This is a genomic window from Nostoc sp. 'Peltigera membranacea cyanobiont' 213, assembly GCF_002245975.1.
Classification (GTDB): domain Bacteria; phylum Cyanobacteriota; class Cyanobacteriia; order Cyanobacteriales; family Nostocaceae; genus Nostoc.
Genome location: NZ_NOLI01000004.1, coordinates 67,626 through 93,262, shown reverse-complemented (window position 1 = coordinate 93,262; position 25,637 = coordinate 67,626). Strand labels below are relative to the sequence as shown.

The window sequence follows — 25,637 nt, the reverse complement described above, 5'->3', positions numbered from 1 at the left end:
AGTGAGGCAGATGGAAACCAGAAAATAATAGGCTATTCGCTAATCTTAATCTATTGTGTTTCCCCACAGTTGCGTAGCGCAAGCAGTAGCAGAACTTGAGTTATTTAAAGGAAATGATGGGTAAACTCAAATAGTCACATATCCTTCAAAATTTTTATGGGCACTTCTTACGGTTCTATTCACATTCGCTCAACCGACACTGAGCAAATAGCAGAGATTGTAAAAAGCCTTGCTGCACAAGAAAAACAGAAGTTTTTAATTTCTCCATGTATTAACGGTTGGATTAGCGTCTATCCTTCAGGACAAGGGCAAGATCCTAATATTGCTGCTGCGATCGCCCAGCAATTTCCTGGACATTTACTCCATCTCATTCTTCATGATGACGATGTTTTTTATTACATTTATTACAGAAGGCATGAACAGGTTGATGAATATAGTTCAATTCCAGACTATTTTGAAACTGTATCCAGAGAAGAGAAAGAAAAATTACGAGGAAAGCCTGAAGTTTTTGCCGATTTGCTAGCTGAACTACCAAAGAATCAAACAACTATTGAAAAGATTGCTGAAGTTTTGACAGTTCCCTCTGAAGAAGAACGTGAAAAACTCTATCAAAGAAGCCTAGAATTATTGAAACGGTTACAAACAGGTGAAAACCATACTGATATTGATGACTTGCATCATGATAAAGTTTTTCACGCAGCAAAACAGTTTTCTGATTTTGCTCAACTTTTCAATATCAGTAATGCTTCAACTAGCTATGAAGATTTTCAGTATAATGAGCATGAAAAAATTGAACGATGGGAAGAATTTATTCAGATTCCAAATCCATCAATTTAAATAGCATATATTTAAATATACCAATGGCGGACTATTTTGCTAAACCGAGAGTACGACCAGGAAAACCAGCAACGTCAAAATATCGAGTTGAGCCAACAGTTTGATACTTCAAGATTGTCTTTAATCCATTAGTACTTGGTTGAGATGTCAAAGTATTAGATTTAAAATAAACTTTTTTTACTCCTCTGACCAAAGATTCATTTAAAACACGACCTATAAGTTTTCCTTGATGAGGAATATTCAAATTTAAAATCTTAGCCAAGGTAATTGGTACATCAGCGTTACTCACTGGTACTCGGTCTACAAAAGCTTTCTTAAAGTCAGGGCCGATCGCAGCCATATAATTGTAAGTATCAGCACGGCTAAAAGAGCCATGCATCCCCTGTCCTTGCTGCAAAGAAGTGTCTGCAACTTCCACACCGCAAGCAGTTGGATCGCCACAACCAGTATCGAATGTCCGAAAGTTTACTGCGATCGCAGGGCTAGGAAGATGAGATTTACCCTTGAGCGCGATCGCACTTAATGGTAAAGTCCCTGGAATTGAGCCTAATGTATCATTTACAAATAAACCGCTAACATAATCTTCTTTTAAGAGGATATCTACAACTTGTTTAGCAAGTGCTTTGTTATTGGCACTATTAGGTAAATAAATCAAATCTGAACCACCATTAGCAGCCACTAATACATCAGGTTTATTGGGTTCTTTGCCAATTAAACCATTTTTAGAAAACTGACCCTGAGTTGGATCGACAGCAGCATTTTGCTTATCTGGATCGAATAAAGGCAATCCTAAACCATGAGCGATATCAATAGCTAGAAAACCAGGTGGCAAAAATCCTTTCATAATATCTGGATAATCAAGTGTCTTTGAGTAGCTGGTTTTGCTCTCCTTGCTGATTGTAGAAAAACCGTGATCCGCCGTCACAAAAATATTTGTAGAAGCTTCTAAATTTAGCTGTTTGAGAACGGCACGGATTTGTCCGAGATTGTTATCGACATTTTGACGAGCGGCAAATGAAGTGGGGCCATTAATGCCTGGAGTCAGAGTGTTTAAGCTATCACCTTGGTTATGCTGAGTTCCATCTGGATCGCGTGACCAATAAATTAAAGCAAAAGGTTTTTGCCGTTGTTTAAATAGAGGTAATAGCACTTTTGTGGTTATATCGGCAAAGTATTGTTGTTGAACTATATTAGCGATTTTAGTGCCTGGTACTGTGCTGTTCCCAGATTTACCGTTATCTCCTCGTGTAGGTGATTTTAAGTCAATGCCATTTTTTGTTAACAATTCAGCTATTTCAGAACTCAAAGGAATTCCCGTTGGAGAACCTGTGGCATCATCAATTATGATTGTAGATTTACCACTTCGTTGAGTAATATCTTGAATTAATACTGGCCCAATCTTTCCAACGGCAGCGGTACTAAATCCAGTTTCACGCGCGGCATCTAATAGACTTTCTTCGTTTAAATAATTGCCATCAAAGTGTTGGCTAATTTCTCCCAGAACAGCATTGTTTTCTAAGAAAGGAACGGGGCTATTATTAGCACTATTGACAGGAAAGCCAACATTAATTGTATTGCTGAAATCACCAGTATCACCGAGATAATGTCCAGTTGCGATCGCAGAAGCATTAGCGGTAGTAAAAGTAGGAAAGAGTGAATGGCTATTGACAAAGCTTACACCCTGTTGGCGAATCTCATGAAGATTAGGAGTTTCTTGAGCATTAACTTTACTAGGTCGCAATCCATCGGTAATAAAAATTATTATATTGTGTTGAGGTTTTGTTTTGGCAAACCCTGAAACTGCCAATACTGTCACGAGTGTAACAGTAGCTATTATCAGAAAAGTCTTATATATCTTAGGTAAAACCATCCGACCACATCTCCAAATATAGATATTTCCGGCTTTTGGGGCTTTAGTATCTAATTGAACCATGCATCAAGCTTTATTGCGTGTTAACTGGAATACTAATTTTTTTATACCAGAATATATAAGGAGGAGCAGAGAGGAAAGAACTTGGTATTTGAACTCTCCCCTGCTCCTCTGCTCAAGCGCAGGCTTAATCAAGATGTGGTGAGAAATCCGGGTTCCCTATTCCCTATTCACTAATGCTTTTTCATAACAATCCCAATTCTTCTGGAAAGCCTAGCATGATGTTTAAGTTTTGGATTGCGGCTCCTGATGCGCCTTTGCCTAAGTTGTCGAGACGAGCAACTAGCAACGCTTCTTTGGTGGTGTCATTGGCGAATACAAAAACCTGAACAATATTGGTGCCGTTGATTGCGTAGGCGTAGCCCGTCGTAGACATCGCATCCAAAAATACTCCGTCTCGCAGCAGAGTAGAATCTTGGTATGGAGCAACCTGCACAAATTTTTCACCTTGGTAGTAATTAGCGATCGCTTCATAGATTACCTCACCTGATGGTGGATTATCCAAAATTCCTAGTGGTAAAGGTACTTGAACTAGCATCCCTTGCTCAAAATCTCCTACTGACGGTACAAACAGTGGCGGCGATGCTAACTCTGAATAATAATGCATTTCCTTGACGTGCTTATGTCCAAACTGCAAACCGTAGATGGCATAAGGATATAGTGACTCCCCTCCGGCTTGCTGTTCGTGGAAAGTATGGTATTGATTGATGAGATTCTTTCCGCCACCAGAGTAACCTGATACTGCATTAACAGTGATGGGAAAATTACTTTTTAAAACTCCCTTAGCAGTCAAAGGACGGATACAGGCTAAAAATCCTGTGGGATAACAGCCTGGATTGCTGACAAACTGGGCGCTGGCGATTTTCTCTCTCTGTCCTGGATTAATTTCAGGGAACCCATATATCCAGCCATTAGCTGTGCGATGGGCACTACTCGCATCAAGAATCTTAACGGTAGTACTACTGACTAAGCTAACAGCTTCGCGGGCTGCATCATCAGGTAGGCAGAGAATAACAACATCGACGGCATTGATTAGTTTAGCTCGCTCACTTGCATCTCTACGTTTAGATGCCTCAATGCTAACTAACTCGATATCATCCCGTTGATTGAGACGTGAGTAAATTTGTAAGCCTGTGGTTCCTGATTCGCCATCAATAAAAATCTTAGGTTTAGTAATCATGCGGGAAGCATCCTTATATATGAATATATGAGTGATATTTTGACCGATTAGTAGTTTACGTTATATATTTATACATCTTCTAAAGGATCTTCAAAAAGGCTCTGATCCTTGTTGTTCATTGCCCAAAGTAAATTTTTTGGATACACAGAAATTAACACGATCAAAAGGTAACTACTCCTCCCAAGCAAGAGTTCGTTTCACTGCTTTTTGCCAAGTACCAAAGTTGGACAATGGGCGATCGCTCTCCGGCTCAAACACACGCTCAATTTGCCGTTGCTGCACCAGTGCTTCATAGCTCTCCCAAAATCCTACAGCTAAACCTGCTGCAAATGCTGCACCCTGAACAGTCGTATCGCGCATTATCGGCCGTTCAACTGGAATACCTAAAACATCAGCCTGGAACTGCATCAAAAAATTATTCTCACAAGCACCACCATCTACGGTTAATCGTCCAACTGGATTGCTACTAGATTCATTAATTGCTTGCACTACCTCCAGAACTTGATAGGCGATCGCTTCCAACACGGCGCGTACTAGATGCTCTGGTTCTACACTGGCGGTAATGCCAAAAAAGGCTCCCCTCGCGCTCATATCCCAATAGGGTGCGCCCAGCCCACTAAATGCAGGTACAAAGTAGACTCCGCCATTATCTTTGACCTGATTCGCCATCGTTTCACTTTCAGCAGCAGTTTTAATCAGTTTGAGGCGATCGCGCAACCATTGGATACAAGCTCCACTGGTAAACATACTGCCTTCTAAGGCATAGCCTACATCTAATGCTCCGCTTGAATTTGGTTTTGTCCATGCCACTGTAGAAATAAGTTGATGGTGCGTAGGCGTAGCCCCTCGTAGAGATCGCACAATTCGATCGCCTGTGTGAGCTACCAAAAAGCTGCCAGTCCCGTAAGTGCATTTCATCAAACCGGGGCGATCGCAGCCATGACCAAATAAAGCCGCTTGTTGATCCCCCAAGATAGCTGTAATGGGAATTTCAACGCCCAACAAAGTAGTATCGGTAACTCCAAATACTCCTAAACTAGGTTGAATCTGAGGCAAAATATCAGCCGGAATCTGAAACAGATCCAGTAATTTCTCATCCCACTCACAGGTTTTGAGATTCATCAACATTGTCCGGCTGGCGTTGCTGTGGTCGGTGGCATGGACTTTCCCGCCTGTAAGATTCCACAACACCCAGGTATCAATAGTGCCTGCTAAGACATTGTTCAGGTCAACATCTGTAACCTTGGCTAATAGCCACCTGAGTTTGGTAGCAGAAAAATAAGCATCAATGATTAATCCGGTGCGATCGTAAATTTCATCAGCATAGCCTTGCTCTTGTAACTGGTGACAAAGGGGAGCAGTGCGGCGATCTTGCCAGACGATCGCTCTATGGAGTGGTTTACCAGTAGTTTTGTCCCAAATCAAGCAGGTTTCGCGCTGTACAGTTAGTCCCAATGCTGCGATCGCGGATGGAACAATCTGGGCATTTTTAATCGCGGTTTGCATTACCCAACACGTATCTTTCCAGATTTGTTGAGGATCGTGTTCTAACCATCCGGGCTGCGGATAATACTGAGTTAGTTCTTTATATGCCTGCCCAACAATCTTGCCCTCTGCGTTAAATACAAAGGCGCGGTTGCCTGTTGTACCTAAGTCCAGTGCTAAGATGTAGCCCGATGATGGAGTTGTGTTGCCAAGTGTGTGCATAGCTGCTTTAACATCCTGCGATTGCGATTTTAGCAATCCGCATTAAATCAGATATACATTATTTTGTGTCCATTTAGGTCATATTTCTTCACCAAAAATCTATCTGTAATTAATCGAAATCTCTCAAGATCATGTGTTTTTTTAAGTCAAAACTGATAATACCTTCTTCTTGTAATTTGCCCATCAATCGTGTAATTGTTACTCTGGTAGTACAGCAAGCGCTAGCAATATCTTCGTGAGTAAAGCGAACGCTTAGGCGAGTTCCCTCCGGTACACTTTCACCCACTTCTCGTTTTAAAAGTTCTAATAGATAGTGCAAGCGCTCTTGTACTCGTCGCCTTCCAGAAATGACTAAAAAAGATTCTGTTTGCCGTAATCTCTGATTGATTTTTGGTAAAAGCGTATGGCTCAGATTTGGAGAAGCCTCTATCTCTGCCGCGTAAATTGATACCAACTTAACATCAGAGAAAGCTGTTGCTTGGTAGATGTTTAGAGAAGTCAAACTAGAGCCAAAAACCATTCCTGCTGTTGCCAATCCTATCAACACTTCTTCACCCGTTTCACAGTAGGTACTGAGTTTGACCAAACCCTGAGAAACATACCAAATTACTAATGGATTGAGGGGAATAGTTTCTCCTTTAGAATGTTTATGCACGTGGCGCTCGTTGAAGAAATCGCCGTCATTCTTGACTATTCCTGATTCTAAGTACTGACGGCCACTAATATTACGTACTATCCAGCGCAGAGAGATTGCCTTATCTTGCTGATTGCGGACAACTGTCACTGTCAAAGCTGCATCAAAAAACTCGCCATAACGTTGTTGCAAGCGTACCAATAACTCTCTAACTCTGTCTGATTGGGATAACTGGATGAGTTCGCTGTAAACCTGTTGACGTTCTTCTAGAGGGACAAAGTTAATCATTGGTTTGCCCACCAAAAAATGCTTTGAAACATTGAGCAACTTAGCTGCGGTATGATTAGCTTCTTGAATTATTCCTTCTGTATTAGTTACTAAATAGCCATCTGGCGCAAACTCAAATAAATCTTGGTAGTGTTGGCGTTCTGCTTCTAGCCAGTTCCGTGTTTGTACAAGTTCCTCATTTTGTTGATACAGTTCTTGTGCCGCTAACTTTACTATCTTTGAGTTATTGTAAAGTTCTTTAAAAGCTTGCGGCAGTAGATCCGGTGAAATCCAAGGTAATACATTAGCAGTTTGGTATAAATCTGCTAAACGCTTCTGCAATGTTTCTGCGCGTTGAATAAATTTTTCTATGTTCACCTTAAATTCCCGCTACTTGTTTGCAGAGGTTGAGCAAAAAAATCTACTAGTAGGAAATTACAGAGTGCCCGTTGATAACTGTAGTTACCCAGATACTTTTTTACAATAAAGTCTACGGTATTTTGCTAAGTGTTACTTCTACCTTTGGTGGGACAATTCTGTAAACTCAGCTAATAAAAACACCAAAATATGCTGACCTAAGATTATGCTAATTTATGAGTAAACTGATAAGCCAGTAAAAATTGCGAGTAGCAGACAAACTAGATAATAAAGCATAAATCGAAAAAATCCTGGACTCAACTTTTGTTTAACTCACTTTGTCATTCCCCCAATGAATGATTTAGCGTTAATGATAATTGTTTTTAATATTCTTGATGATAACTGATAATATTTTCCTCAACTTCCATGACAAGAATCAAGCCACTACTACTAAAGACATATAATCCAAGTTAAGCTTGCTTGTGTTCATAAATACATTCATTAGTAATAATTTTCACAACAAAATTCCCAACTTCTTTAAAAAGCAGCAAATAAGAGCCTTTCGATTTTCAAATCCATTATCCAACTCTCTAGCACAGGCAAAAGTAAAACTGAAGTCTACCAGTCGTACAAAATACCTGACGGAATTCTAATTACTGAATTATCTTTGATCGATAAAAAAAATCGTATAGAAAATCACGTAACAACTTAACAATTATCCGCCTCTTTAGTTAGAGGATAAATGAAGTAGTAAGCTGGTGTAATTTAACAATGCGTAACAGCTAATCAACGCGTAAGTCATAAGGAGTGATGGGTGAGGTGTCAATACGATAAAATCTCGTCACTCCTTTTTATCTACTTGAATTTACAGCGCTTTTCAAGTAATTGAACTGCACTGTCTGAGTTGTGGTCTAAATGGATGTTTTAAAAGTCTCTTTGTCGGTATCAAAATGTCCTAGATCCCTCTAAATCCCTCGGTAAATTGGGTGACTTTGCTTTTTAAGGGGGTTAGGGGGATCTAAAAGTGCTTAAATATAACATCCAAACACTTTTCAAACAACCTCTAAATACCTGAAATATCCGGTATTAGCTTAACGGATGCCATCATTATCAATGGCGCTGTAACTGTCGCTGGGGAAAAGCCCCAACCAAGGGTCAGAACTAGGAGTTAAAAATAGTTGGGCGTATACTTGCTCATTTAGCGCTTCCACACTCCTTGTTTGCTTACCTTGGATAAACCATTGATGAATTTGGTTGTGTAGCATATATTCATTTCTGACTGTATCTAAAGCCATTGTGGTTTCAAATTTTTTCACTATTATCGGCAAATTATCTTCTTGAGTGTTGACAGAGTGAGACCTTTTAGCTTTGATTAAAGAGATGCTATTTTGGTCTAGCTTGACATCAGCCGCATAGAGTTGAGCGATTTTGTTCCAAACTTCCTCGTCGGTAATTTTAGCTAAGGCGTTCTGATTCCGTTCAGCATCAGACTGGAAAGCACTCAGCATTGGCGTTTCAACTCTCATCTTAGAAACTGCTAGAGAACTTGCTATTTCTGCTGTTGGTGGTTGACTGGGATTGCTGGGAATTTTTACCAACTGAGGGGGAGACTGGATACCCAGGCGGGATAAATCTGCAATCCATTGGGCTTGGATAGAATTCAGGCGATCGCTGTGGTATTTTCTTAAATAAGCCTCGCGATCGCTTGGTGTCAGTTTACTATAATTTTTTACTGCTACTTCAGCCTGCTGTAACTGACGCAAAAATGCTTTTGGGCTATATAACCCTGGAATTGCATCAATTGGACGACCCGATGCATCTAATATATAGTGAATGCTATTGCCTGTAATTGTTCGCTCCAACTTGCGTCCGTCGCCAAAATCAATAGTTACTTTAGGTACAGGGCGCACTGATTCCCAGTGTAAAATGAAGCGGTCTTGAAGCAGTTTAGAAATTTCACTATTTGGATACAGTGCTACCCTGAAGAACCTACTATTAGCACAACTCAAATCCTGATCCAGCCTACCTAGCAACCGCAGAGATAAAATAGGTTTACCACTGGTTCTAGCAGCCGCCTTGGCTTGCTCTATATCAGTGTACCAGTAGAGACGAGAGGCGTAACAGTCTCGTTGTTGGCAGAGTTCATCTAAAGCTACCCGGAGTGCAGGGGAAGGTACGGCTGCATCTGAAGAATTGATACTTAACGTATTAGCATGTGATTTGAGAAATACTTGTAACCCGCTTGGGCCTTGTTTCCGAAGTACAGAAACTTCTTGAGATAGCTTGGAAATTTCAGCTACAGGAGTTTGAGCATCAGCTGTCTGCAAAAAACTGAAGCCGATTAGCATGAGTGCGAAAGGATATTTGAGGGTTCTAAATTTCATATATTTTCAGACAAATAGGGGCGTGAGTGTCGCCATTACTAACTAGAGAAATCTAGTCTAACTTGTAAGAATCCCCAGATGCTCTGAAAGTTTCAGGTGGGATAGTAAACCTTAAAATATCGACATAAGATCAAAAAATTATCACTTTATTGCTGGCTGATTTTTCCGATCCGAACGGGATGCTGCTTTAGGAGTTCTAGAGATAAACGATTAGTATCTATTACTGAACGTGTACACGTATTTATTACAGAAGCTACTTCATAAAGGTCAGGTTTTATTAAAAGTATATAAACTTTCTGATTTAGTTACTTAAATATGTGATTTAAAAGTTGATTTTCTATAAACTAGCTTTTTATAAAAATCAGTAATTTTTCTCTTTTATTAACAAGCTAAATACAACTAAAGTATTAATGGTTGTGCTGGCTTAGTTGATGAACAAAAACGTCAGCTATTCTAGATGTATCTACTTGCTAACTCTCTATCAGACTGATTCAGCAGTTTCAAAATGACTGCTCTCTTTTGATTAAAGAGAAAATTCCATTACCCTTAATTTATAAGGGATTTGATTGGGTACGCTCCAGTCTTTTTAGCTAATTAATGTCCTAACAAGTGCTAGTAATTATCCAATCAAACCTGACTTTCAGGTTTGATTGGATAGAAATACCATGATTTATATGGGGAAGTTACGGTTTTATTTATAACTAAGAACAAGCACAACTACTTGAAACTTTGAATATTTACCAACCATTTTGCCAATCTCTATGCAACAATACTTTTGTCGTTTGCTCATACTAGCATTAGGAACAACTTCGACTTTCATCATTGCTCCATGTCAAGGTCAAACTCCGGTAAAGCCCAACAGTCAAAATACTGAAAATATTAGCTCCATCTCTTCAAATTCATCTCCGGCTATCCCATTGAGTGATTCTGCCAATTCTACTAATAACAAACCAGCTATCATCTCTGAGGCAATCAATAACTCTTCTACTGCTAATGCCAATATAACTACAACTAAGCCAAAGCTACGGATTCCTATATCCAGCAGAATTTTTCCCACAACTTCGATGCAGCAATAATAATCAGTGGCTAATATTTACATGATGTGCGACTTTGCTAATAAAAATATCACTCCAGCAAAAGAAATTTTAATTATTCTCTTTTGCTAGGGTGAGATGAATATCATCCATAGCGGTTCTTGTTTGTATGCAATATACCCTGACCTCACTTCCATTCCTCTCTCCTTTAAGAAGAGAAAAATGGAAGTGTTACTCCTCAACGCAACAAGGGTTGGGGCTGTTTTTGTTAGGGTCTATATTGGACTTAACTGAGAACCGCTATACTATGTGAGGCATAGCTTAATTTGCTTTATGCTTGCATTTGACAGAGCAATAAACCAAACCATTGATTTGGATCTGTCCACACTTCAAGAGGTGATAAACCCTGTGCAGTGAGTTGCTGCTTGATGGTATCGAGGTCAAATTTGCGAGAAATTTCGGTAAGGATAGTCTCACCTAGTGCAAAATTAACCTTGAGATTAAGAGCGTGTAATTCTACAATTTGCGATCGCAGGCTGCGTAAATGCATTTCTATTTGCTGCTCACTTTCATTGTAAAACGCCCAGTGTTCAAACTGTGTGGTGTCGAAATTGCCGTCAAAGCGGTGATTTAAATGCTCTAGCATATTGAGGTTAAATGCTGCCGTCACTCCCTGGCGATCGTTATAAGCTGGTTCCAAAATATGTTTCGGCTTTTGTAAATCTATCCCCAACAAGAAATACTCACCTACTTGCAAAGCTTCTGTAATTTCCGAAAAGAAGACATCACACTCACCAGGTGTAAGATTACCTAAACTGCTACCAATAAAACAAATCATCCTGCTGGGTAATTGCGTTGGTAGAAGTTGTGCAAGCGCTAATTCATAAGTTCCCGCTAGTGCATAAACTTGCAGTAAAGGATAATCTCCCAATAACTGCTTGGCACTAGTCTCCAACATACCTGCACTCACATCAATTGGTAGGTAGTGCAGAGAATAACCTAGATTTTGGTAGGCATCTAGCAAAATCCGGGTTTTGGTAGAACTGCCACTGCCAAGTTCTACCAATTCACAAGGGCCAGTAATCTTAGCAATTTCGTCAGCATACTGCTGTAAAATCGTTGTTTCTGTGCGTGTGAGATAATATTCTGGTAAATCACAGATTTGCTCAAATAGCTCAGAACCACGGTCATCATAAAAGTAAGAAGGGGGTAGAGATTTAGGTGTTTGAGTTAATCCCTTCACAACATCACTCCCACTACTAGGTGCAACTATTTGAGTTGCTCCTAGCAAACGCTGTATCTGCAAGCGTTTTTCAACATTGTTTTGAGAAGTAACATTACTGTTAACAGCTTTAGATATCGACATTAAACCTCCGTATGCTTGGCGTAATAAGTTACCTTTGATGGCAAACCTTTACTCCAATAGTGAAACACATGGTCATAGCTAATAAAATCATGCTTGAGCTATATAGCTCAAGCATTAAGACAGAAGATGCTCGTAATGATTCAGGCGAACCGAGGTAAGGAAGTAAACGGCAGATGATGAATATTCCACCTTCACTTAACACAATTATTGGGCAACAGCCTTACCCGCTTTTATTTACCATCATTAGTGGTTCCCACTTGTATGGTTTTCCGTCGCCTGATTCTGATTATGACTTGCGTGGTGTGCATATTTTACCAGTTCAAGAAGTGGTGGGATTAGAAACTGGCAATGAAACTATTGAAGTTTCAGAATTTCGTGAATCTTTGGAAATTGATTTAGTAACTCATGATGTCAAAAAATTCTTTTTGATGCTACTTAAAAAGAATGGTTACGTATTAGAACAATTATATTCACCTTTAATATTAACAACTTCACCAGAACATCAAGAATTAAAATCTCTTGCTAATAATTGCATTACCCGTCACCATAGTCACCACTATCTTGGTTTTTCAGCAACCCAATGGAAACTTTTTGATAAAGAACAGACGCATCAAATAAAGCCATTACTTTATGTTTATCGAGTTCTCTTAACTGGGATTTATCTGATGCAAACAGGGGTAGTTGAAGCTAATTTAATTAAGCTGAATGAGGTGTTTAATTTACCATACATTCATGATTTAATTGCCCAGAAACTAGTGGGTAAAGAAAAGTCTATTTTATCAGATGTTAATGCAGATTTTCATAGAAGAGAATATGAACGTCTGCGTAATAAGTTGCAAGAGGCGTATGAATCTAGCCAATTACCTGAAGTACCTTCAGCGAATGTGGCTTTGCATAATTTGTTGGTACGCCTGAGAGCGAGGAGGGATGAATATTAATTACTTTTTATACTTGAATGTTCCTTTCCCTACTTTGGAAGGAGAGAATTAAGACTTCAATAAATGGAGTTAGGAGTCAAAAACTCTTAACTCCGCATTTCTAACTTTTTTACAACTTCAAATTCCAAGCAGCAAAAGCTAAAGTACCCCAACCAGCAAGAAAAGCTACACCACCGAGTGGTGCGATCGCTCCCAAGGATTTAATACCGGTTAAACTAAGGGCGTACAAGCTACCGGAAAAAATAGCAATACCAATGAGAAACAGCCATCCACTGGCGATGAGAGTGGGTTGAGGGGACTCGGTACGACTAATTAGGATGGCAACTAAAAAAAGTGCTAGAGCATGATACATTTGATAGCGAGCGCCAGTTTCAAAAATTTCTAGCGATCGCTCACTAATTTTTTCCCGTAAGGCATGGGAAGCAAAAGCACCAGCAGCAACTGACAAACCGCCTAAAATTGCAGCTACACTCAAAAAAATCTGCGTCATTAGACCTAGCCGTAAGTTGATTATTAGTCATTTGTCATTTGTCTTTGGTCATTGGTGAATAACAAAAGACAAATGACAATTAGACATCAAAATGATATGATACAGCCCCTTCTTCGTTCACCTTAAAGTTTGCATTGAATTCTTTAGCTTTTTCATCTAAATACTGTCTGGCGTGGGTTGCGGGTAGTTGTGAGTGCATTGCAAAGCCTAAAACAGTTACGCGCCCATGATTTTCTTCTAGCATCTCATAAAAAATCGATTGCAGGCGATCGCTAACTTGTTGATTAAGCGCCTTTTTCTCTTGCCGACTTTGACGATACAATCCCAATGCTAACCATGTCCCCAATGTTAAAGTTGGCACACCAAAAATTAGACCACCAACAGCAGCATTATCATCTTCGTAAGTAGCATTTGGCGCAGTAAAATCATACTTGTCTGTGGGTATTAAGATGGCTTTACCTGTAGCAAATTTTTCCAATATAGCTGTTGCTGATAGCGTGAGAAACATGAATCCGAGTGTCAGTAGCCAACCAGCAGCCAATTTTTCAGCAGTTTTCATAGTTTCACTTCAGATTTACACTTTGCTAGCGATTTTAACCTTACTTTCGCAAAGCTTCCAATATATCAATCTACTCCCAGCGACGATTTTTTAGCTTTCGCATCAAATTTTTTGCCTGCCTTTCTTGAGAGGATGTTTTAAAAGTCTTATTGTAGGTATCAAAACGTTCTAGATCCCCCTAAATCCACGCCACTTACTTCACTTGGGGAGACCCCAAGACCGCAGTGGCTCCCCTTAAAAAGAGGGACTTTGATTCTGGTTCCCCCCTTTTTAAGGGGGGTTAGGGGGGATCGACAAGTGCCTAAAATCACAGCTAAATACTTTTAAAACATCCTCTGAGGAAGCAAGGGTATTAAGTACATGCAATATACCCAGTAATCATGTAATATTTCGACAAATTAAGCAATTTGATAACACCGAAATTGAACAATTCCTGCAACCATTTAAATCAGCATCCCCAGAATTTTGAACCAGCTGTATCCTCTATCAAAGCTTCTAAGGATACAATTTACCGGAATATAAGGGAAATCTGGTTACTTCCTGGAATTATTTTCTTAGGATCGGCTGCGATCGCCATCGCTTATTTTATGATATTTACTGATGCTCCCAATCAGAACGATAAGCAAAATCAGAACTTAGCGCTACTAACTACAATACCTACCAATGTTAAGCCTTGAAATTGTCAAATCGCAGCAAAGGTAAATAGACCTTTGCTGCGATTTTAACCTTAGTTGCGTGTAGCTTCCAGCAGGCGGGAAAAATAGAAGCGAGTCTTCGTCATCGCCTTTCGTTGCAATGAAAAACCATTAGTTTCTAAAATTTTCACCACATCAGCCTCACGATGCAAATATGCACGAGTCGCTTTACTTGGCCCGGGAAAGAAACTACCAATTTTCTTTAGTATAGTCAGAGCGCAAGTTTTGGGCGCAAAACTGAGAATTATCCGCGACTGTGCCAAGGAACAGAGATGAGAAATCATCTCATCGGCTTTTTCTTGGGGGTAGTGGATGAGAACATCCAAGCAAATAACGGTATGGTAACTCCCACTCAACGATTCCAAATCCTGCACGGCAAAAGTAGGATTTTCATTATTTCCCAAGGTTTGTTTGGCTCTATCCTTGCCTTCTTCCACCATTTTCTCAGAAATATCGGCGGCATAGACCTTGGCACCATCTACCGCAAGGGGAATGCTGAGACTACCGACACCACACCCAGCATCGCAGATTGATAGCTCTGGTAAATTATTATCAGCCTTCAACCAGCCGATAACTGTATCTACGGTTTGCTGGTGTCCATTGCGAATGTCTAGTTGGACTTTGTTGACTTCGCCATCGCCGTAGATTCGCTTCCAACGGTCAAACCCTGTGGAATTGAAATACTCACGAACAATCGTTTTATCGTCGGCTGCGTTCATAAACTCTGATTTTTAGGGGTTCCCAATGCTTAAAATTATCATTGATAGGAACCCATAAGAGCGGTCTTCCAGATTTTTCTAGATATGGTGGACAGAAGTAGGGGGCAAATATGTATACCTCTAATTCATTTAAACAATAACCGCTATTTTTAAGAAAATATTGTTGTTTTATGACTTATTGAGCGCATTTCCTACTATTTAAACATCTATTCTTTTTGTTACTATAAATTTCATTCTTATTTCAACCTGTAGATGTAGATAACCCCTTCTTAAGGTAGAGTCGCGATCGCGATCGCAACATCTATGCTGTTAAAAATTTAATTTTTTGTAACCAATAAAACTTAAATACATAAAAATTATAAGTAAAATTTCTTAAAGATTTTGTATATTTTCTGTCTAGGTTTAATTATTACACATGGCACTGAACTCGCTAACAGACAGTCCTATCGTTGCATTTACAATTCTCCTAACAGTAATCTTTACTGTACCCCCGATATTTGAGAAACTACGACTACCTGGATTAGTGGGGTTGTTGGTTGCAGGTATATTACTAGGGCAAAATGGACTAAAGTTGTTAAATCCTGAGTCTGAAACTATCAATCTACTCTCTGATATCGGCAAACTTTATTTAATGTTTGTGGCAGGGTTAGAAATTGACTTAGAGCAGTTTCGTAAAACTAGAAATCGCTCAATCGGGTTTGGCATTTTAACATTTTTAGTTCCATTGATTGCTGGCATTGCTACAGGGCGATTATTCAATTTTGGTTGGAATTCCTCCGTCCTAATTGGTTCTTTACTAGCCTCTCATACCCTCTTGGCATATCCAATTGTGAGTCGTCTGGGAGTGGTAACAAATGAAGCTGTAACCGTCACAATTGGTGCCACAATTTTTACTGACACAGGTGCTTTGCTAGTATTAGCGATTTGTGTTGGAATTCATGGAGGACAATTCTCCGCCATGAGTTTAGCGATTTTATTAGGTGGATTAGCAATTTACTCTGCTGTCGTTCTGTTTGGCTTTGACTGGGCAGGAAAAGAGTTTTTTCGCCGTTCTGGAGATGAACAAAGTAATCAGTTTTTGTTTATTTTACTAGCATTATTTTTAGCATCAGTTGGAGCGCAGGTAATTGGGGTTGAAAAAATCGTTGGTGCTTTTTTAGCAGGTTTAGCTGTAAATGATGTTCTGGGACGTAGCCCAGTTAAAGAAAAAATCGAGTTTATTGGTAGTGTTTTATTTATCCCTTGTTTCTTTGTGGACATGGGATTATTGATTAATATTCCTGCATTTATCAAAACCCTCAGTTCAATTTGGCTAACTTTGGTAATTGTAGTAGCTTTGATTGGCAGCAAATTTATAGCGGCATTCTTAGCCAAATTATTGTATCGCTACAACACGGCAGAAATGCTAACAATGTGGTCATTGTCACTACCACAGGTAGCAGCCACACTAGCAGCAACGCTGGTTGCTTATCAAACGAAAAATCCTGCTGGTGAACGCTTAATCAGTGAAGCTGTCTTAAACAGTGTGATTGTCCTCATGCTGGTAACTGCAATACTAGGCCCCATAATAACAGCACGATTTGCTTCTGCATTACAGCTTTCTCAGTCAGATTTTGCAACAGATAGTTTGACAACTTGGTGGCAAGGTAATGAAGATGATCTAGTGGAAAAAAAACAAGATCCATTTACTGTAGTAGTGCCAATATACAACCCTCAAACCCAGCGCTATCTAATAGAAATGGCAGCGTTACTGGCTAGTCATGAATCTGGAAAAATTGTGCCATTAGCTATTACTAAAGCACATATTCAGATGGATGATCCGCAATTAGTAACAGCACTCGATCAAAGTCGAGAAAGATTGAATTTAGCTAAAGACATAAGTCAAGAATTTGAGGTAGAAGTATCACCAGCAATTCGGATTGATGATGATGCAGCTTTAGGAATTAGCCGCACCAGTCGAGAACAAAACGCTAGTTTAGTAGTGATGGGTTGGTCGCGGACAACAGGTTTGCGTGCCCGCTTATTTGGTAGTGTAATTGATAGCGTTTTCTGGTCTTCTCACTGTCCAGTAGCAGTAACACGCCTCTTAAGTAGTCCTAAGACAATCCAAAGAATTCTTGTACCAGTTGGAGACTTAACGCGCCAAACCATCGGCGCTTTGCGGTTTGCACAGATTTTGGCTGATGCTAATCAGGCAGAAGTTGTACTATTGCACGTATCCGATCGCAAAACACCTCAGAATCGAGTGGAAAATTTTGTATCTCAATTGTCTGATATTACCTCTAAAAGCCAATTAGAGGTGAATACAAATATCCAAACAATCAGGGGTGATGATATTGCTAGAGTGATAATTCGGGAGGCTCAGGCGTTTGATTTGGCGGTGTTGCGTTCCGTTCGTTATCGCACAGCCGGCGGATTAGCTGTCAGCGAAGTGACAACGCAGTTACTTCGAGAGTTGAAATGCTCAATTGTCTTGCTTGGAGAGCCTCACTCGTGATGTGGTGACTAGTGTAAGTACTCTTCATCAACAAGTGCCTAAAATCACAGCTAAACACTTTTCAAACAAACAGAGTGTAGGAAAGGTGCGATCGCTCATCGTCTTTCGAGAATTCGCCGCAGTCATTATAATATTTTCACCTCAGACGACAGGGAGAAATAACGATCGCTCTCCACGGAAGTTTCATTTTTCTCTGGAAATAGCAAAAATTTTTCAGGCAACAAGAAAATTTACTCATTATATTGTTAATTTTTGTAAAATTGATGTCTTCAAGACTAGAAACCTGATATCTAGATAGCTAAACTAACAAACAGTGCATCTGTACTGTTAATTATTAAAAGTAGATGTGGCGCTATAGCCTGAATGATCCCAGTACAACTTATCCTCAAAAACTTTCTTAGTTACCGTGATGCAACTTTAGATTTTCGTGGTTTGCATACGGCTTGTATTTCGGGTTCCAATGGTGCGGGTAAATCTTCGCTTCTGGAAGCAATCACTTGGGCTATTTGGGGTGAAAGCCGTGCCACTGCTGAAGATGATGTCATCTATTCTGGCGCAAAAGAAGTTCGAGTTGATTTTACTTTCCAAAGTAACCAGCAAAAATATCGGGTGATTCGTACCCGAATTCGGGGCGGTACTAGTGTCCTCGAATTTCAAATTGAAATCCCATCTGGATTTCGCTCGCTCACTGGCAAAGGGGTAAGAGCAACCCAAGATTTGATTTTAGAACATATCAAGCTTGATTATGATACATTTATTAACTCTGCATACTTACGTCAAGGTCGTGCAGATGAATTCATGCTCAAGCGCCCGACGGAACGCAAAGAAATTTTAGCGGAGTTATTGAAACTCAATCAGTACGATGATTTGGAAGAACGGGCAAAGGAATCTTCTCGTCAGTTCAAAGCACAAGCAATAGAGTTAGAGCGTTCTTTGGAGTCGATAAAAACTCAGTTGCAACAACGCGAGATTACCCAAGCGCAAAGAGTCGAGTTAGAAGCCGAACTCAACCAACTGCAACAGGTACAAGCCTTTGATAATATTCAATTACAAAGTTTGCAAGTTGTCCAGCACCAGCGCCAAAATTGGGAACAACAACTCACCTTTATAAAGCAGCAATACCAAAATCTTACCCAAGATTGCGATCGCCTCCAACAAGAACAATCAGCTATTGGCTCTCAGCTATCAGATTTAGAAAAAATATTACACCAAGAAGCTGAAATTAAAGCTGGATACGCCCAATATCAAAGTCTCCAATCTCAAGAAGAAGCCTTTGCTGCCAAATTTGAAGAATATACCCGCGCTGGGCAAACTCGCCAACAAAAGCAACAACAGCTTACCAAACAAATTCACGAAATCGAACGGCAACTGCAACAAGCCCAAGCGCAGCTAGAAGCTTTGCAACAACAAGAGCGAGATATTCAGCAAACTCTAACTAAATCAGGTGAAGTCGAAGCTGCTTTGTCACAACTAGCCGCAGCCCGTCACCATGTTAATCGCTTAGATGAACTGCAAATGCAAGTGACTCCGTTGTTGCAACAACGAGCAACTTTACAAAGCCAACTCGATCGCACTCATGCTGGTTTATTAGCGCGACTCGAACAACTCCAAAGTACTGAGAATCAATTGCAACGCCAGCAGCGACGACAACCGCAACTACAACAAGCGGTGATGGATGTGGGAATCCAGATTGAGGAATTGGAGAAAAAGCGGGTTTATCTGCAACGAGTGCAGGAAAAAGGGCAAGAAAGGCGACACTTTATTGAACGTCTGCAAGCTCACCAACGGGATTATGAAAAGCAACTGGGAGAATTAGAGCAAAAATTGCAAATGCTCCAAAATCCTGAAGCACTTTGTCCATTATGTGAGCGTCCTTTAGATGAACATCACTGGAATCGGGTGGTGGAAAAAACCCAGACTGAGTTAGAGGATACTCAAGGGCAGTTTTGGGTAGTGCGAGAACAAATGGCTGTGTCTGACAAAGAAATTCAGACACTGAGGCAGGAATATCGGGATATTTCTCAACAATTGGCGAGTTACGATGGTTTACGCGAACAGCGAGGACAGTTGGCAGCCCAGTTAGAAGCTACAACTGATGTTCAACAACAATTACAACAAATTGCTGCTGAAAAACAACATTTAGAGCGATCGCTCCAAGCTGGTGATTATGCTCCTGATAAACAAGCCGAACTCCGACAGTTAGACCAATATCTGCAACAAGCTAATTATAATGAACAAGACCACGCCCTCGCCCGAAGCGAAGTTGAACGGTGGCGATGGGCAGAAATCAAACAAGGGCAGATTAAAGATGCTACTAAGCGACAAGGGCAACTATTAGTCCGAAAACCAGAATTACAATCCCAAATTGCTCAATTACAAGTCAGAATCCAGCAGGAACAGACTGATTCTGAATGCGCTAAACAAATCGCGGCTCTTGAGCGTCATATTGCCGAAATTGGTTACAGTTCCGAGCAGCACAATAGTTTACGTACGGCTGTCCGCCAAGCTCAATCTTGGCATTTGCGGTATCAACAACTGCTGTCAGCCCAGCAGCAATATCCTCAACTCCAAGCGAGATTGCAAGAGTTGGAGGAATCCAGAAGCGCCAGAGTAACCGAGCGGCAAAAACTCGGCGGACAAATTGAAAGCATTATCCAGCAATTACAAGCAACAGCTAACCCATCTGCCCAAATTCAAGCTCTAGAGCAGCAGTTAGCCATACGCAGACGACAACTCGATGAGCAAATAGCCAAGTTGGGGCGTTTGGAACAGTTGGCGCTTCAACTGGAAACGCTGCAAATTCAGTACGATCAACAGCAACAGCAACTACAATCTTGCAAGCAAGAATATCGTGTTTATCAGGAATTAGCGCAAGCTTTTGGTAAAAATGGTATCCAAGCACTGATGATTGAAAATGTGTTGCCACAACTGGAAGCTGAGACAAATCAACTACTTTCGCGGTTGAGCGGCAATCAGTTTCATGTACAATTTATTACTCAAAAAGCTGGACGTAGTGCTAAATCAACTAAGAAAAATGCCAAGCTGATAGACACCCTAGATATTTTAATCGCCGATTCTAGAGGAACGCGATCTTATGAAACTTACTCTGGTGGAGAAGCCTTTAGAATTAACTTTGCCATCCGTTTGGCACTGGCGAAATTATTAGCGCAACGGGCGGGGGCGGCGTTGCAATTGTTGATTGTAGATGAGGGTTTTGGTACACAAGATGCTGAAGGATGCGATCGCCTGATTGCCGCGATTAATGCGATCTCCTCCGATTTCGCTTGCATCCTCACCGTTACCCACATGCCCCACCTCAAAGAAGCTTTCCAAGCCAGAATTGAGGTGAATAAAACTCAAGAAGGTTCGCAGCTAAGTTTGTCAATTTAATCAAATCTTCCCAGTCCCCAATCCCCAGTCCCTAATTCAATTGTATTTTACTCGTGCATCCAGACCTAATGAGCGGAGCTTTTTCGTTAGGGTTTCGGCTTGGGCGCGATCGCTAAATGCTCCAGCATTCACATAATCCCCTAGATGGGATTGCTCTGTGATGGCATCAGGTATATACTGTTGCACTTTACTCAGAGTATCATTACTGGAAATTGGCACTATTACTCTGTAAGGATTACTAGCAACTAATGTGTTGCCATTGTTAACAGGTACCACATAACCACTACTAGGAGGTAATACAGAGCGATAAGTTTGAGGTGCTACATAGTCATTATTAGGAGTTGATGCATAACTATTAGCTTCAGTATAATTACCCCCAGTTGAGCTATTCAAACCTAATGCTTGCCAAGTTGCCCAATCTACATTTCCAGTAGCATTAATTCGAGAATATTGCTGGAATGCAATCACAGTATCTCTGGTGTAATCGCTGAAAAAGCCATCAGGATTGATATTAGAGAAACCCAACTGCGATAAACGCTCTTGAACTAATGTGACATTATCTCCGCGATCGCCTACAGTCAGATAATCTCTGCTCGGTTGTTGAGTAATAGATCCGCCTGTAGAGACTCTACGCACTGCCTCCAAAACTTGAGCATTGGCAATGCCATCTACAGGTAGGCGATTATTTTGCTGGAATTTGCTCACAGCATTTCTAGTTACCGGGCCAATAGTCCCAGTGGGATTAGTATTAAAATAACCTAACTGCCGCAACCGCACTTGTAGTTCTCTGACTTGTTGGGTAGAGAGACTGGTTCTGGCTTGAGTTGGAGACGAACCTAGCAGTGCGTTCCAAGTTTGTTGATTCACAATCCCGTTAGCAGCTATCCCATAATTTCGCTGGAATTTGATCGTAGCATCTCTAGTCTTTGGGCCAAAATTTCCAGTGGGATTAGCATTCAAGTAACCTAACTGCCGCAGACGCTGTTGTAACCTTGTCACGGCTGCACCAGTTTTGCCTTGAGAGAGAACAGGATATTGGCCACTTGGCGATGCCTGCGGTGGGCTGCGCCTACGCGATGCGGTACTATTATTCCTACCAGCAGTTCTACTTTGACATGCTCGTTGTAAAGCCTGTTGCGTATTAACACCTATAACCCCATCAGCAGGTATTCTGTTTGCTTGCTGAAATTTGATCGCAGCATTTTGAGTCAAAGCAGCAAACTTACCTGTAACAGGGCCGTTAAAGTAGCCTAATTTTTTTAAACATCTCTGGCTACTGCTAACTTCCGGCCCATTACTTCCGATTTTCTGAAGTGCTAAAGCTTGCCCAGCTATACTCAGAAGCCCTGTAATCAGTGCCACAGATAAAAGACGCATTGACGCACCGCTAGATAACTTTTTCCAATTCAAAAATTTGAAATTAGCTACGCTAGGAACAGTCTTGACACTTTTGGATGCCTCATAGACTGAGGCAAGCTTAGTTAAATAACTATTTACCCCTGTTTTCACTTGCTTTTTTCAAGTTATGGCTATGGAGGATTATACCAGTTTCTCTGTGTTATGCTTGCTTTTTGTATGATTATTTACAAGTAATTCACCAGAATAGCCAGGGGGAGGGGATCTACTCTTAGAAGGGAGAAAGAATTAAAAGAGCCATCCTAGTTTCAGAGCAACAAAATTTATTTATAGAATTTTTATTGCTCTGGTTTTTCAGGCTGTTGTTCATCAACTTTTTCAGTATTACCTGCTTTCACCCAACCTTCTTGTTCGCTACCTTCCAAACGGATCTTTTGCCAAGCTTTGTCCTCGCTTTCTGACAAAATAATAATTTTTTGATTAAAAGCAACCCCACCAATTTTTTCAGCTTCTTGATTTGGTTGCGATCGCAAACTCAAGCCTTCAGCCCAACTAACACGCCCTCGGTAAGCTCCCGATGGCAATGGTTTTGGTGATGGGGTAGCCTTTGGTGATTCTGTGGGAGTGGAGGTTGGAGACGATTTAGTAGATGTCCCAGGTGTTAGGCTGGGTTTAGCTCCTCCAGGCTGAGTTCCTTTTGGAGCTTGGGCTTTTACCGAGGGGCTATCGTTGGAAAAAACGGGTTTGGCAGGAGGTATGCCGGTGCGATTCATGAAATAGAGTGCAACTGCAACGCCGCCACCTACCAATACAGCGATCGCTAAGAAAAACCCAAGTATAAATTTTGTTAAGCCAGACAACATAATTAAAACCCGATTGCCAGTAGTAAATAGTCAATAGTCAATAGTAATTCATGATTAACTATTGGCTATTAACTAGCAATTATTAACTAATCAATTATTGTAGCCACTGTTGAAGCGTTCACGTAGTGCGCCGGAGGCGATCGCTTAAAGGATTGTGTTTCGATGCTAAACGCGCTCTCCCAGCCGCCGCCCATTCTTGGAGTTGCTGAATTTGCTCTACGGCAGTTCGCGCCAACGGGATAATTTGACTAGCTGCTTCTAAAATATCGTCGGTAGCAAAGTCGCGGTTTTGGCTAAATCCAATATGCATCGCTTCAATTAAAGTTTGCTCAATCTCTGCCCCAGAAAAATCGGGCGTTTCATAAGCTAACCTTTCAATGTCATAACTTTTCAAGTTATGGGGGCGCAATCGGGATAAATGAACATCATAAATTGCTTTTCTCTCTTCTTGGGTGGGCAATCCCACAAAGAAAATTTCATCAAATCGTCCTTTACGCAGCATTTCCGGGGGTAAAGCTTGGATATCGTTGGCGGTGGCGACGACAAACACGGGTGAGCTTTTTTCGGCTAGCCAGTTGATAAAAGTACCAAACACCCGGCTGGCTGTTCCGGCATCACCTTTGCTACCAACTCCAGCAAAGGCTTTATCTATTTCATCAATCCACAAAATACAGGGAGCGAGGGCTTCGGCTACTTGGATCATTTGCCGAGTCCGAGATTCTGACTCACCCACCAAACCACCAAATAACCTGCCCACATCCAGACGTAGTAAGGGTAAATGCCAGTGATGAGCGATCGCTTTTGCTGTTAAAGATTTACCAGTTCCCTGAATACCCACCAACATTAAACCACGCGGGTGCGGTAATCCGTACTGTCGGGCTTTATCTGTAAATGAGCCTCCCCGACGGATCAGCCAGTCTTTCAAGTTATCCAATCCGCCGATATCAGAAATTTGCTCAGTGGCGGGGTAGAAGTCCAGGATTTGGGTTTGGCGGATAGTTTGGCGCTTTTCTTCCAAAACGAGATCCACGTCTTCTGGCTGCAATTCGCCGTGGGTAGCGATCGCTTTTGCCAAAACCCGACGAATCCTTTCCATTGAAAGCCCTTGACAAGAACGCACCAAGTCATCTAAAACTTGGCCAGAAAGTGAGTTACCAGTACTTTGTAGTAAGCGTTCTACCTCAGTTTTAATTTCTGGGGCGGCGGGTAAGGGAAACTCGACGACTGTCAGAACTTCGGTTAAATCGTCAGGAATAGCGATGCGTGGTGACAGTAGTACAATATTTTTTGGTTGCGACTTGAGGAGTCGGGACAGATTGCGGAGTTTGCGTGCGATCGCTACATCATCTAAAAAGCGATGATAATCTCGTAAAATCAATACCGCAGGTGCGGAAGCTGGTAATTTTTCGATAAATTCTAAAGCTTGCAACGGGTTACGTCGTCCAAACCCAACATCATTAGGGTTTCCCTGGTAGCCATCGACAAAATCCCAAGTATACACCGGGCGATTACCCTGGTTAGTTGCTTCTTCCCGGATTGCTGCTTCTACCCGTTCTTCCTCATAAGTGGGAATATAAATCAAAGGGTAGCGGGCACGTAGCAGCAATTTAAACTCTTCACGGAAGTTCATATTTAGCTGTTATTGGTTAGTTTCTCTTGAACGCAATGTACAACTTTCTTGGTTCAGAAAGCCAATGAGTAACCAGCAAGAACAATACAATATTGCTTTTCTCGTTCAGCAACTATGCACAAGTCAAGATAACGCTATTCTCAAACAGACTGCTAAACATTTGGGATTTATTGGTGCTAATAACCCGGATGTAATAGCTGCCTTGATTCATGTAGTACGTACCACAATTGATGAACCAACACGCTGGGCAGTAATTCAAAGTTTGAGCGAAATTGGTACTGATAATAATGATGTTATCCAAACTCTGATTGAGCAAATCAACACTGCTCGTATACCTACCCGCAGGATAGCAGCTCAGAATTTGGCAAAAATTGCTGTTGGTAATCAATATGCAATTACTAGTCTAATAAGTTTGGCACAAATAACTGAAGAAGAACATACTCAGCAGTATGTTGCTTATAGTTTAGGATTTATTGCAAAAGGTAATAGAGAGGCTGTGAATGCTCTAATTGATTTAATCTATAAAAGTTCCGATGAATATACTCACTACTTATCCGTTGACGCTTTTACAAAACTTGGTAACTGGAATAAAGAGATAATTGACGCTTTAATTCATATAGGCAAAACAGCAGAATTTTATATTCGTTCGAAACTATTGCAGACGTTAAAAGCAAGAGGAATAAATATAAATGGCTATACTTCGAATTCTTCATTTCGTCTATTGTTAGAACAAATGAAAGAAGAAAATAACCAAACTGAATAATCGGTCTGACTTTTCACGATATCTGAAAAACTTCTCCTCTT

19 protein-coding genes are annotated in these 25,637 nt (G+C 40.8%); 6 read left to right on the top strand and 13 right to left on the bottom strand.

Features of this window, described 5'->3' with window-relative positions; all coding sequences use genetic code 11:
• Positions 1-156 precede the first annotated feature (156 nt).
• The gene (locus CDG77_RS02160) at positions 157-837 is read left to right on the top strand and encodes a hypothetical protein (RefSeq protein WP_094327654.1); all 681 of its coding nucleotides are present in this window, start codon (positions 157-159) and stop codon (positions 835-837) included.
• A gap of 31 nt (positions 838-868) precedes the next feature.
• Here the strand turns inward: CDG77_RS02160 and CDG77_RS02155 are convergent, their stop codons facing one another.
• From CDG77_RS02155 to egtD, 7 genes are all read right to left on the bottom strand, one after another.
• Positions 869-2,770 carry an alkaline phosphatase family protein gene (locus CDG77_RS02155; RefSeq protein ID WP_223269692.1) on the bottom strand — a complete coding sequence of 634 codons (1,902 nt, stop codon included), beginning with the start codon at positions 2,768-2,770 and terminating at the stop codon, positions 869-871.
• A gap of 181 nt (positions 2,771-2,951) precedes the next feature.
• Positions 2,952-3,944: an N-acetyl-gamma-glutamyl-phosphate reductase gene (gene argC, locus CDG77_RS02150; RefSeq protein WP_094327680.1), complete on the bottom strand. Its 993-nt coding sequence runs from the start codon at positions 3,942-3,944 to the stop codon at positions 2,952-2,954.
• A gap of 174 nt (positions 3,945-4,118) precedes the next feature.
• A complete protein-coding gene (glpK, locus tag CDG77_RS02145) occupies positions 4,119-5,654 on the bottom strand; it encodes a glycerol kinase GlpK (RefSeq protein ID WP_094327653.1) in 1,536 nt (511 codons plus the stop codon).
• Between the two features lie 109 nt (positions 5,655-5,763).
• Positions 5,764-6,933: a helix-turn-helix domain-containing protein gene (locus CDG77_RS02140; RefSeq protein WP_094327652.1), complete on the bottom strand. Its 1,170-nt coding sequence runs from the start codon at positions 6,931-6,933 to the stop codon at positions 5,764-5,766.
• A 1,070-nt stretch (positions 6,934-8,003) separates the two neighbouring features.
• A complete protein-coding gene (locus CDG77_RS02135) occupies positions 8,004-9,296 on the bottom strand; it encodes a hypothetical protein (protein ID WP_094327651.1) in 1,293 nt (430 codons plus the stop codon).
• 862 nt (positions 9,297-10,158) lie between these two features.
• Positions 10,159-10,353 carry a hypothetical protein gene (locus tag CDG77_RS02130; RefSeq protein ID WP_094327650.1) on the bottom strand — a complete coding sequence of 65 codons (195 nt, stop codon included), beginning with the start codon at positions 10,351-10,353 and terminating at the stop codon, positions 10,159-10,161.
• A gap of 308 nt (positions 10,354-10,661) precedes the next feature.
• Positions 10,662-11,696: an L-histidine N(alpha)-methyltransferase gene (gene egtD, locus CDG77_RS02125; protein ID WP_094327649.1), complete on the bottom strand. Its 1,035-nt coding sequence runs from the start codon at positions 11,694-11,696 to the stop codon at positions 10,662-10,664.
• Positions 11,697-11,869: 173 nt separating this feature from the next.
• On the opposite strand from egtD, the gene CDG77_RS02120 reads away from it, so the two are divergent.
• Positions 11,870-12,634 carry a nucleotidyltransferase domain-containing protein gene (locus CDG77_RS02120; RefSeq protein ID WP_223269691.1) on the top strand — a complete coding sequence of 255 codons (765 nt, stop codon included), beginning with the start codon at positions 11,870-11,872 and terminating at the stop codon, positions 12,632-12,634.
• Between the two features lie 109 nt (positions 12,635-12,743).
• On the opposite strand, the gene CDG77_RS02115 is transcribed toward CDG77_RS02120, so the two are convergent.
• Both CDG77_RS02115 and CDG77_RS02110 read right to left on the bottom strand, forming a co-directional pair.
• Entirely contained in the window at positions 12,744-13,124 is a 381-nt protein-coding gene (locus tag CDG77_RS02115; protein ID WP_094327647.1) for a DUF423 domain-containing protein, read from the bottom strand.
• A gap of 79 nt (positions 13,125-13,203) precedes the next feature.
• Positions 13,204-13,683: a hypothetical protein gene (locus tag CDG77_RS02110; protein WP_094327646.1), complete on the bottom strand. Its 480-nt coding sequence runs from the start codon at positions 13,681-13,683 to the stop codon at positions 13,204-13,206.
• 407 nt (positions 13,684-14,090) lie between these two features.
• On the opposite strand from CDG77_RS02110, the gene CDG77_RS02100 reads away from it, so the two are divergent.
• A complete protein-coding gene (locus CDG77_RS02100) occupies positions 14,091-14,360 on the top strand; it encodes a hypothetical protein (RefSeq protein WP_143856949.1) in 270 nt (89 codons plus the stop codon).
• 50 nt (positions 14,361-14,410) lie between these two features.
• Here the strand turns inward: CDG77_RS02100 and bchM are convergent, their stop codons facing one another.
• On the bottom strand, positions 14,411-15,097 hold the full coding sequence (gene bchM / locus CDG77_RS02095) for a magnesium protoporphyrin IX methyltransferase (protein WP_094327644.1): 687 nt from the start codon (positions 15,095-15,097) through the stop codon (positions 14,411-14,413).
• A gap of 415 nt (positions 15,098-15,512) precedes the next feature.
• On the opposite strand from bchM, the gene CDG77_RS02090 reads away from it, so the two are divergent.
• Together CDG77_RS02090 and sbcC are read left to right on the top strand one after the other, a co-directional pair.
• Positions 15,513-17,594: a cation:proton antiporter domain-containing protein gene (locus CDG77_RS02090; RefSeq protein WP_094327643.1), complete on the top strand. Its 2,082-nt coding sequence runs from the start codon at positions 15,513-15,515 to the stop codon at positions 17,592-17,594.
• Between the two features lie 363 nt (positions 17,595-17,957).
• Entirely contained in the window at positions 17,958-20,984 is a 3,027-nt protein-coding gene (gene sbcC, locus CDG77_RS02080) for an exonuclease subunit SbcC (protein ID WP_094327641.1), read from the top strand.
• Positions 20,985-21,020: 36 nt separating this feature from the next.
• Here sbcC and CDG77_RS02075 read toward each other — a convergent pair whose 3' ends face one another.
• From CDG77_RS02075 to CDG77_RS02065, 3 genes are all read right to left on the bottom strand, one after another.
• On the bottom strand, positions 21,021-22,361 hold the full coding sequence (locus CDG77_RS02075; protein WP_223269690.1) for a peptidoglycan-binding domain-containing protein: 1,341 nt from the start codon (positions 22,359-22,361) through the stop codon (positions 21,021-21,023).
• A 317-nt stretch (positions 22,362-22,678) separates the two neighbouring features.
• Positions 22,679-23,203 (bottom strand): SH3 domain-containing protein, encoded by a 525-nt coding sequence (locus CDG77_RS02070; protein WP_094327639.1) that lies wholly within the window; start codon positions 23,201-23,203, stop codon positions 22,679-22,681.
• Positions 23,204-23,321: 118 nt separating this feature from the next.
• Positions 23,322-24,833 (bottom strand): AAA family ATPase, encoded by a 1,512-nt coding sequence (locus tag CDG77_RS02065; RefSeq protein WP_094327638.1) that lies wholly within the window; start codon positions 24,831-24,833, stop codon positions 23,322-23,324.
• Between the two features lie 64 nt (positions 24,834-24,897).
• On the opposite strand from CDG77_RS02065, the gene CDG77_RS02060 reads away from it, so the two are divergent.
• A complete protein-coding gene (locus CDG77_RS02060; protein ID WP_094327637.1) occupies positions 24,898-25,596 on the top strand; it encodes a HEAT repeat domain-containing protein in 699 nt (232 codons plus the stop codon).
• Positions 25,597-25,637 lie beyond the last annotated feature (41 nt).